Raw genomic sequence first — 10,078 nt, forward strand, 5'->3', positions numbered from 1 at the left:
GCCACCGGGCTCGCGCGTGGTCAGGACGTCGAATCCTCCGCCCGCCGGCGCGCGCAGCCGCCCGGCGAGCAGATCGATCTGAGTGGTCTTGCCGACCCCGTCGCCGCCCTCGACCACCACGAAGAACCCCGTCATGGGACCCAACCTACCGGCGCCCCCCGACACCCCTCTCCTCCTGAGCGAAAGGGGCCCGAATCGCTCGCCTAAGCCCCGAGGTGAGCGATTCGGGCCCCTTTCGCTCGGTTCGGGAGGGCCGATGCGCGGGTCCGGTGAGTGCAACACGCCACAGAGGTCTGGCGCTCGCGCGCACGCGAGGAGTAGACCTGATCCTGAGGGGGCACGGCATGAGGGGTCGGTTCATCTGGGCCGTCACCGCTGCGGCGGTGGCGTCGCTCTCGGCCTGCGCGTCGGAGCCGCCCACGGCCCTGTTCCTGGGCGACGCCGACACGGCCGGGACGTCACTGAAGATGGACGAGATCGAGGGCCGCTGGCCCACGCTCGTGGCCGAGCAGTTCGGCTGGCGTGAGGTCAACGCGGGGTGCGAGGGTTCGGGCTACACGCGGCCTGGACAGGACTGCATGACCACCTACCGCGAGCGCGTGGACCGCGTGCTCGAGGAGGACCCCCAGGTGATCGTGATCTCCGGTGGGGCCAGCGACCTGGGAGCAACCCTCGGCGAGATCGAGGCCGCGGTGCACGCCACCTTCGTGACGCTCGCGGAGACGTTCCCCGCCGCGAAGGTCTACGCGATCGGCGCACTGGACACGAATGCCTCGACCGCGCCCGACGTCGCGAGCCTCAACGCCGTCATCGCTGATCAGGCGGCGCAGGCGGGCGCAACCTACGTGGATCTGGGCGACGCCTTGGAGGACCGACCCGACCTGGTCGCCGCCGACGGCCAGCCCACCGTCGAGGGCCACGCCGTCATCGCGGAACTCACCTCGCACGTCATCGACGGCAGCTGACCCGCCTACCGCTCGTTCGGATACACGAGCCCGATCTGCGCCCGCACCTCGTCCATGATGCGCATGATCTCGAGGGTCTGGTCGAGCGGCAGAATTGCGGACTCCGAGCGACCCTCGGCGATGCCGCGGGCCACCTCGGCGGCCTCGTACTGGAAGCCGTTCTCGACGCGACCGTCGTAGGTCCACGACGTGCCGTCCTGGCGGGTCACGGTGAAGGTCGTGGGCGCGTAGAAGGTGTCGGCGATCTCGATGCGGCCCTCGGTGCCGGTGATGACGGCGGTGTTGGGGCCGCGCACCTCCATGGTGGTGTGGAGCGTCGCCTGCGAGGTGGGGTACTCGAAGACCATCGACACCTGGCCGTCGACGCCGGTGTCACGGAGGCGGCCCACCGCGGTGATGGCGTCTGGGACGCCCAGGATGTCGTGCGCGAAGGCGACCGGGTACACGCCCAGGTCCAGCAGTGCCCCGCCTGCCAGCTCGGGGCGGAACATCCGCTCGACGTGCGTCAGGGCCTGGCTGTGGTCGGCCTGCAGCGACACGATGTCGCCGATCTCGCCCCGCTCGATCGCCGCGCGCAGCTCGACCACGTGCGGGAGGAAGCGCGTCCACATCGCCTCCTGCAGGTACACGCCCTTGGCGCGGGCGGCGGCGATCACGGTCTCTGCCTGCGCGGTGTTCTGGGTGAAGGCCTTCTCCACCAGCACGTGCTTGCCTGCCTCGATGGCGAGGAGCGCGGGCTCGTGGTGATCGTTGTGGGTGGTGGCGACGTAGACGGCATCCACGTTCGGGTCGTTCACGACGTCCTCGTACGAGGTGTAGGCCGTGCCTTCACCGGCATCCGCCACGAAGGCCTCCGCCTTGCCGGGGGTGCGCGACCCGACCGCGACCAGCTCGGACGCGGTGTGGTGGATGATCGCATCGGCCATCTTGTGGGCGATGCCGCCCGCTCCGAGGATTCCCCAGCGGATGGCGGGCGCGGACTTCGGGTCAGGTGTCGTCATGCCTCTCACCCTACTGGCGCGCCACGCCATCGCACTCGCGGATCCGCGACACGGACAATGGCGCGCGCATCGGCGCTACTCGCCGGGGTACACGACCCCCAGCTGGCGACGCACCTCATCGAGGACGTCCATGATCTCGAGCGTGGCGGAGTGCGGCATGATCGCGGACTCGGTGGCGCCGTCGGCGACGCAGCGCGCCACCTCGGCGAACTGGTGCTGCCAGCCCAGCGGGCCCGAGCCGTCGAACTCGAGCATGCGCCTCCCGCCGCGGGTCAGCGTGAAGGAGCTGGGCCGGTAGTACTCCGCGTGGATGTCGATGCGACCCTCGGTGCCGGCGATGGACGCGACCCTCGCGGTGTCGGCCTCGAAGGTGGACAGCGCGACGCCCTGCGCGCCTCGCGACGGATAGTCCATAAGCACGGTCTCGCTGAGGTCCACTCCGGTGGGCGCGAGAGCACCGGCGGCTCGCAGCGACTCCGGAGCGCCCAGGAAGTCGTGGACCAGGTTGATGGGGTAGACGCCCAGGTCCAGCAGCGCGCCGCCCGCGAGCTCAGGGTTGAAGTTGCGGTGCCGGGGGTCGTACTCGGGGGTGCCGCCGAAGTCCGCGCTGACGTGCACCACGCGCCCGATCGCGCCCTCCGCGACCAGGCGGCGGGCCTCCACCATGTGCGGCAGGAAGCGCGTCCAGACTGCCTCCATGACGAAGGTTCCGCGGGCGCTGGCGGCGCCGAGCACCTCGCGCGCCTCCGTCGCGTTGCGCGCGAACGCCTTCTCCACGAGCACCGGCTTGCCGGCCTCGACGGCGAGCAGCGCATGGTCGCGGTGGTGCGAGTGCGGCGTCGCGATGTAGACGGCGTCCACGTCGGGGTCAGCGACCAGGCGCTCGTATGCGCGCTTCCCCGAGTGCACCGTCGGCACGTCGTAGCGACGGGAGTACGCGTCCCCGCGCGCCGCGTCCCGGCTCGCGACCGCCCGGATGCGCGATGCCGTGTGCCCCAGCAGCGAGCGCGCGAACACATCCGCGATCCAGCCCGCGCCGATGACTCCCCACCGGAGCGCCGGAGCGGCCTCGGGGCCGGGCAGGCGCGCTGACGGGGCCGATGAACGCCGATCAGCCAACCGAGACGGCCTCCGCCACCGACAGTTGCGTGACCTGGAGCCTGGCGGCGGCGACACGCAGCGCGAGCCACAGGCACACGGCCGCGAGCGCCAGCACCACGACCGCAGCGGCGAGCAGCGGGACATCCAGCGCCCGCACCGCCGTCGCCACCCCGGCGACCACGCCGAGCACGACGCCGAGGCCGCCGAGGATGAAGATCAGCGCTCGTCCGCGGCCCTTGCCACGATGCTCGGAGTCGAAGGGCGCCAAGACGCTGATCACGGCGCCCACGGCGGCAGCCCACAGCACGCCGGCCAGTCCGAAGATCCCCGCTCCCGCGATGTCGGCCCACCTCCCGGTGAGAGCGGCCTCGGACATCACGAAGACCAGCACGCCCACGAAACCCACGCCGGCGACCACGGCGACCTTGCCGACAAGGACCGGACGCATCGGCGCACCGGCGACAGTGAGGTACTCCATGCCGCGCCCGTCATAGTTGAGCACGCCGCTGCCCATCGAGATGGTCGCGAACGCTCCGTACAGCGCGGCCGCGAACGGGATCCCGTGCTCCATGCCGGTCGAGTGCGAAAGAAGCCCCGCGAACACCACCGAGATCAGCACCTGCTGAGACGCGCGCGCGTTGCGGAAGAACAGCGCGTGGGCGAACTGCGCGGCCGAGGCGAGCGCGGGCGATGGGGCCAGTACGCTCCACGCTCCGCCGGTGAGCGACAGGGCGTCGTCGCCGGTGCGCGAGACACGGCGCCTGGCAGTCCCGCCGCCACCGCCCTTATCGCGGCGGCTCAGGACCCACACCCACGCGCCCACGAAGGCCACGGTCCACGCGAGAGCATAGGCGAGACCGCCGATGGCATCGGCCCAGTCCAACGCGCGCATGTCGAGGTTGACCTGCCCGGCTGCACCGGGCGGCGTCCATTCGAGGATCGTGGCCGTTGTCGAGGACTCGAAGGCGGACAGCGCGGAGGTGTTGTTCGAGAAGTACTGGACCGCGAGGTACAGGCCGATCGTGATGAGGCCGGTGAGGACCAGCACCACGTCGCGGCCGCGCCGGGAGGAGCCTGCGCGCACCGTCAGCGCCTGGAGCGCGCGCGACGCGGCGACGCACATCACCACGAAGATCACGGACACCAGGGGGACCGCGACGCGCACTCCGACCGACTCGTCGGGCGCGAGCGCGCCTCCGCTGGCGACCAGGAAGGTGAACAGCGCGGTGGGCCCCACCAGGCCGCCCAGGAGCAGGCCGCTGACCTTCTCCACCGTCGTGATCGGATACATCTCCAGGCGCTGCGGGTCCACCGTCTGGTCCTGGAGAGCAGGCACCGTCACCGGGAGGACCACCCACCCGATGAACAGCACGAAGAACACCATCAGCACGAGCGCGTCGCCGTTGTCGAGAGACTCGAGGAAGCCGACGAGCCCAGCACCCGCGAGCCCCAGGACGGCCGCGATGGACCACGTCACCCACACCGTCGAGCCGCGACCGTGACGCTGGATCGCGAGGCGCAGCCTCAGGAGGACTGCAGCCACGACAGCTCTCCCTCGTCCAGGTCGCGCCCGCCTACGAGGTCCACGAACGCCTGCTGGAGAGACGAGGCGTCGCCGCGAACCTCATCGACCGTCCCCTCGGCGTGCACCCGTCCCGCGGAGATGACGACCAGGCGATCGCACAGCCGCTCGACCACGTCCATGACGTGGCTCGAGAAGACGACCGTGCCGCCGCCCGCGCGATAGCGCTGCAGCATCTCCTCCATCACCTGCGCATTGACCGGATCGAGCGAGCCGAAGGGCTCGTCGAGGATCAGCACGCGGGGGCTGTGCAGCAGGGCGACCGCGAGGCCAATGCGTTTGGTCATGCCGAGCGAGTAGTCCGCGACCATCCGGTTCTCGGCCTCCTCGAGGCCCAGGATCCGCAGCAGCTCACCTGCGCGCTGGGCAATGTCCGCGGGGTCCATCCCGCGCAGCAGCCCCGCGTACTCGAGCATCTCGCGGCCTGACAGGCGCTCGAACAGCGCGGGATTGTCTGCGACGAAGCCCAGGCGGCGCTTGGCCTCGAGCGGGTTCGGCCACACAGCCACGCCGTCGAGCTCGATGGACCCAGCGTCCGGCTCGAGCACGCCGATGATCTGCCGGATCGCGGTGGTCTTGCCGGCGCCGTTGGGGCCGGCGATGCCGTAGAAGGATCCGCGCGGGATCTCCAGGTCGAGGCCATCGGTGACGGTCTTGTCGCCGAAGGACTTGCGCAGCCCCTCGACCCGGATGGCGAGCGACTCGCTCATGTCAGCGCTGGCGCGGGGGGAAGCGACCGGTGAAGAAGCCGCCGAAGAAGGCGATCAGCACCAGGTACGAGGGCCGCAGGGGGATGCCGAAGACCTCGATCTCGGTCTCGTTGCTGATGAGCCCGACGATGAGGGCAAGCACCACGAGCGTGCCGAGGATGCCGATCCAGCCCTTCGAGGACACGCCACCTCCCCGCTGAGGCTCCTTCATCTGGTTGAGGTCGCTATTGTCCGCCATCGTCTCTCCTGTGATTCTGGGGCCGCACCCGCGCGACCCGCCTCGACCCTAGCAACAAGGTCGCGCCGCGGGCGGGCGGTACATGCGCGGAGTACCGTGAGAAGCAGGGACGACCTCGAAGGGGGCGACCATGAGCAGGGCCGATGCGCGGGCTGGGCAGCGGACGACCGGTCGCGTGCCGCTGTCGTCGGGCGCGCTGGGTCTCGCCGCGGTCTTCGCCGCCGGCTTCTGGGTGGGCGTGGTGGTCGCGTTCCACTGGATCCGCTCCGACCTGGAGCCGTGCTGCGCGTTCGTCAGCAACTATGCGCGCGGCGACCTCGACTGGCTCATGCAGGCGGCGTTCGTGGTGTTCGGCTTCGGGTGGATGGCCGTCGGCATCGCGCTGCATCGCGCGCTGCGCGGCCTGCGGGGCGCCCACCTGGTGCTCGCCACGCTGCTCGTCGCCGGCGTCGGCTTCGTCGGGTCCGGGGTATTCCGGGCCGACGACGTCGGGCGGGTCGGCGCCCCGTCGACCGAAAACATGATGCACACGCTGGCCGGCATCCTCGCGTTCGGTGGACTCATCGTCTTCGGCATCGCCGCGTGGTTCGCGCTGCGTCGCGAGCCCACGCTGCGACCGCTCGCCCTGCCTCACCTGGCGCTGGGCCTGGTGACGCTCGTGCTGCTCGTGACCTTCACCGTGTGGGCGGAGACCACGGGCGACGGCTTCGGCTGGTGGCAGCGCCTGCTCGTGATGGTGGTGCTGCCGGGCTGGCAGGCGTGGTTGGGCATGCGGCTGGTCAAGGCGACCGCGCCGCCTGCATCCTCATGAGCGAAATGGGCCCACTTCGCTCGCCTTGAGCCCTAGACGAGTGAAGTGGGCCCATTTCGCTCGGGTCAGGTGGTCGCCTCGCCCAGGTAGACCCACGTCTGGAGGCGACCCTCTCCCGTCGCGTCGACAGCACCATCGGGGTCGACGCCGTCAATTACCAGGAACACCGCACCCGACACATCCGGTATGGGCTGCACGTAGGCGCAGTCGGGATCGCGGAGCGGGTCTTCACCGCCGATCGCGAGCGCCCACACTGGCTCGCTGCTGAGCGACGTCCATTCCAGGTGCGGGTCCTCGATGCCGGCGCTGACCGCATCCGCGACCAGCCACGCATCCCGGCCCACGTACCAAGGGTCGTCGCCGTCGGCGGTCCGCAGCACGGGCTCGGCACCCCAGAGCATCCCGTCGAGCGTCCCCACCTCGCCCAGCACTGCCGAATACTCGAGGTCGGTGGTGCTCGGGTGGCCCGCTCTGCGCAGGTCCGAGAGGGGCGCACATCCGGGCTGGGGGCGCTCGACCACGAAGGCCTGGTGGGAGAAGCCGTCGGGCTCGCGCAGCTCGGCGGGAGCGGCGTCGACCTCCTGAGCCGCCACGAAAGCGTCCAGCGCCTGGCCGGGCGAGGCATCGGTGTTCGCGAGCTCAACAGGATCCACGACGATGGTCGCCAGCGGCACGCGCTCGTCCAACGCGGTCCCCTGGCCAAAGTCCGCAGCACTCCAGAACTGGGTGACGACCAGCGTGTCGAAGGGGTCGCCGGGCTCGAGCGCTGCGATCTCCTCCCACGTCATGCCGGTCAGGTCGCACGCATCCTCGCTCGGGATATGCGCCCCTGCACCGCCCGCGGACCAGCCGCGGTCGCCGCTGGTACGGCTCGATCCCTGACCGACGCCCACCACAGTCTGCCCGTCCATGAGCAGCGAGATCGTCGTAGCCGTGCCCGCAGCACCCCCGCTCGTGCCATCCCAAAAAGCCTGGTCCGGGTCCCACCCGGTCCACGGTCCGTCGGGGTTGTCGGGGTCGACCGGCTGGCGGACCGTCGGCGGAACCTCGTCGGTGGTCTCGCCCAGGGTCGTCAGCTCCGCCGCGAAGAACAGCCCACGACCGTAGGCGTCCGGGTCATGCACGGTCACGCCTGCCGCAAGCGATAACTCGTCGCCGCACATGACCGCGCGCTCGCCGCTCACCCGGAGCGCCGGCTCGGTCACCGGGAAGCCGCTCGGATCGGATCCGACGTCGTACAGCCACGGCCCGGCGTGCACGGCATCGCCGCCCGCGGGCTCCTGGTCCTCGCCGCCAACGGGCACGAGCCAGATCCCCACCCCGACCACCGCGACGGCGGCCACGGCAGCTGCGCCGCCCGCGACGGCCGCGCGGCGGCGCCTCCCCCGCTGGATGCCGTCCACGCTCGAGGCGACCACAGCATCGGCCCTCAGGTCTTCTCCCACGGCGTCGCCGTGGGGCGCGGCGGCGCGGTGCAGCTCGCTGTGGAAGTCGCTCATCGCTCGCTCCTCTCGACCACGGGCAGGCGCTCGCGCTCCTCGGCACTCACGCCGAGCAGCGGCGCGAGGCGTTCGCGGCCCTCCTGCAGGTACTTCTTCACGGTGCCGTCGTTGAGGCGCATCGCGTGGGCGATGTCCGCGACCGTGAGGTCGTCGTAGTAGCGCAGAGCGACGGCGGTGCGCACGCGCGGCGGCAGCTGCGCGAGCGCCCGGGTGATCTCGTCATGATCGTCGACCTCGGGGGCGTGCTCGACCGTCTCGCGGGGCGCGACCTTCGGGATCAGACGCCGCCAGGTGCTGTCGCGGCGGATCCCATCCACGTGGACAGTCCGCATGGTGGCGCGGACGTAGCCCTCGGCCGCGCGGGCGTCATGGAGCCGACGGCGCTTGACGAAGGTCTTCACGACGGCGGCCTGCACCAACTACTCTGCGCCGTGGTGGGAGCCGGTGAGGACGTAGCCGTAGGCGGTCAGGCGCGACCCGGCGTCGCGGTACACCTGCGCCGCGACATCGGCGACATCGGTCCGAGTCATCGCAGTCACACTACCTAGGCGGATGACGGTGCCCAGACGGTGGGGTCGCCCTGCGCCACTGTCGGCCACCGGCAGGAGACCAGCAGAGCGGCCCCGGCTCAATGCGGACCGCGTCGCGCGGGTCTCGCGCTAGAAGCCCCTCGCTTCGATCACTTTGGCGTACCACCGCGCTGAAGCCTTGGGCGTGCGTTCCAGCGTGTCCGGGTCGACGTGCACGAGGCCGAACTTCTTCGTGAAGGCGGCTGCCCACTCGTAGTTGTCGATGAGGCTCCATGCGTAGTACCCGCGCACGTCCGCACCGTGGTCCATGGCCCGGGCGATCCATGTCAGGAAGCCGCGAATGTAGTCGATTCGCTCAGCGTCGTTCAAGCACTCGTCCGCGGAGAGGCCGTCGCCGTCCGCGACGCCGTTCTCCGTGATGAAGAGGGGCAGATCGTCCGCATACTCGTCCCGCACGAGCATGATCGCGTCGTAGACGCTCTTGGGGTAGAACTCCATGCCGTTCTGGAGGTAGTTGCCGGAAGGGTGCTGGCCGGCCGTCACCCACCACTCCGGGTTGTAGTGCTGTGCGTCGACGACGACGCGCCCGTAGACGTTGAGACCGAGGTAGTCGAGACCCTGACTCATCGTTGCAAAGTCGCCGTCACGCACGACAGGCATGGTGCCTTCGCGCTCCAGTGTGTCGACGACGCGTGCCCCGTAGCCGCCGCGCAGTGCCCCGTCGAGGAAGAATCGGAAACTCGTGTCCTCATCGCGGTCGGCAATCGCCTGATCTGCATCCGAGTCGCTGCTGGGATGCCGCTTCCAGATGTCGAGCACGAGACCAATGTCCGCCTCGGGGGCGGCCTCGCGCAACTGCATCACTCCGAGGCCGTGCGCCACCAGCCCGTTGTGCATGGCTTGGCGCCCCAGAACCGGATCAGCGATCCCCGGCGCGAAGACCCCCATGCCGTAGCCGACCCAGAGCGAGATGGGTTCGTTGAGCGTCGACCACAGCGGGATCCGGTCGCCGAACCGCGACGCCACGAGCCCCGCGTATTCCGCGAACCACTGGGGCGAATCAGGGTGGGGCCAACCACCCCGATCTTGAAGCGCCTGTGGCAGATCCCAGTGGTACAACGTGGCATTCGGGACGATGCCCGCCTCGAGCATCGCGTCCACGAGTCGGTCATAGAAATCGAGGCCCAGGGGATTGGCCTGCCCCACGCCTTCAGGCAGTATTCGCGGCCAGCTGAAGGAGAAGCGGTAGCTGTCACATCCCATGCCACGCATGAGGGCGATGTCCTCGGGATACCGGTGGTAGTGGTCGCAGGCGACGTCGCCCGGGACGTCTCCATCGACGTTGCCCGGCATATGCCCGAACGTGTCCCAGATGGACGCGCCTTTGCCATCAGCGTCCCAGGCACCTTCGATCTGGAAGGCACTGGTGGCGACGCCGAACACGAAGTCGAAGGGGAAGGTGGGCATGGGGAGACCTTTCCTGTGGAGGTGCCCCACGGGCGCGACGCATTGGCGCAAGCGCGACCCCGTGCACGGGCGATGAGCAGCCGAGTAGATCGGTGAAGAACGGGGCGCGTGCTCGGCGTGGCACGCGCCCCGTCCTGGCTCATTCCGTGACCGTGAAACCCTGGTCCGCGC

The 10,078-nt window shown here is 70.1% G+C and carries 10 protein-coding genes; 2 read left to right on the forward strand and 8 right to left on the reverse strand.

What is annotated here, in order from left to right:
- Window positions 1-344: 344 nt before the first annotated feature.
- Window positions 345-965: an SGNH/GDSL hydrolase family protein gene (locus tag QZ483_RS10485; protein ID WP_297083730.1), complete on the forward strand. Its 621-nt coding sequence runs from the start codon at window positions 345-347 to the stop codon at window positions 963-965.
- 5 nt (window positions 966-970) lie between these two features.
- Here QZ483_RS10485 and QZ483_RS10490 read toward each other — a convergent pair whose 3' ends face one another.
- The 5 genes from QZ483_RS10490 to QZ483_RS10510 form a co-directional block, all read right to left on the reverse strand.
- Window positions 971-1,966, reverse strand: coding sequence for a Gfo/Idh/MocA family protein (locus QZ483_RS10490; RefSeq protein ID WP_297083731.1), 996 nt, complete (start codon window positions 1,964-1,966; stop codon window positions 971-973).
- A gap of 75 nt (window positions 1,967-2,041) precedes the next feature.
- Window positions 2,042-3,085: a Gfo/Idh/MocA family protein gene (locus QZ483_RS10495; protein ID WP_297083733.1), complete on the reverse strand. Its 1,044-nt coding sequence runs from the start codon at window positions 3,083-3,085 to the stop codon at window positions 2,042-2,044.
- Complete coding sequence (locus tag QZ483_RS10500; protein ID WP_297083735.1) at window positions 3,078-4,610, reverse strand: hypothetical protein; 1,533 nt, start codon at window positions 4,608-4,610, stop codon at window positions 3,078-3,080. Before QZ483_RS10500 ends, QZ483_RS10495 begins: the two co-directional genes overlap by 8 nt.
- Window positions 4,592-5,359 carry an ABC transporter ATP-binding protein gene (locus QZ483_RS10505; RefSeq protein ID WP_297083738.1) on the reverse strand — a complete coding sequence of 256 codons (768 nt, stop codon included), beginning with the start codon at window positions 5,357-5,359 and terminating at the stop codon, window positions 4,592-4,594. The genes QZ483_RS10500 and QZ483_RS10505 overlap by 19 nt, the downstream gene beginning before the upstream one ends.
- 1 nt (window position 5,360) lies before the next feature.
- Entirely contained in the window at window positions 5,361-5,597 is a 237-nt protein-coding gene (locus tag QZ483_RS10510; RefSeq protein WP_297083740.1) for a hypothetical protein, read from the reverse strand.
- A 130-nt stretch (window positions 5,598-5,727) separates the two neighbouring features.
- On the opposite strand from QZ483_RS10510, the gene QZ483_RS10515 reads away from it, so the two are divergent.
- The gene (locus QZ483_RS10515; RefSeq protein ID WP_297083742.1) at window positions 5,728-6,408 is read left to right on the forward strand and encodes a DUF998 domain-containing protein; all 681 of its coding nucleotides are present in this window, start codon (window positions 5,728-5,730) and stop codon (window positions 6,406-6,408) included.
- Window positions 6,409-6,473: 65 nt separating this feature from the next.
- Here QZ483_RS10515 and QZ483_RS10520 read toward each other — a convergent pair whose 3' ends face one another.
- The 3 genes from QZ483_RS10520 to QZ483_RS10530 all read right to left on the reverse strand — a co-directional run bounded on the left by QZ483_RS10520 (window position 6,474) and on the right by QZ483_RS10530 (window position 9,907).
- On the reverse strand, window positions 6,474-7,907 hold the full coding sequence (locus QZ483_RS10520; protein ID WP_297083744.1) for a hypothetical protein: 1,434 nt from the start codon (window positions 7,905-7,907) through the stop codon (window positions 6,474-6,476).
- Window positions 7,904-8,311: a sigma factor-like helix-turn-helix DNA-binding protein gene (locus QZ483_RS10525; protein WP_297083746.1), complete on the reverse strand. Its 408-nt coding sequence runs from the start codon at window positions 8,309-8,311 to the stop codon at window positions 7,904-7,906. The genes QZ483_RS10520 and QZ483_RS10525 overlap by 4 nt, the downstream gene beginning before the upstream one ends.
- A 258-nt stretch (window positions 8,312-8,569) precedes the next feature.
- Window positions 8,570-9,907: a GH1 family beta-glucosidase gene (locus QZ483_RS10530; protein WP_297083748.1), complete on the reverse strand. Its 1,338-nt coding sequence runs from the start codon at window positions 9,905-9,907 to the stop codon at window positions 8,570-8,572.
- Window positions 9,908-10,078: the final 171 nt, after the last annotated feature.

This window comes from uncultured Demequina sp., from assembly GCF_913055775.1.
Classification (GTDB): Bacteria; Actinomycetota; Actinomycetes; order Actinomycetales; family Demequinaceae; genus Demequina.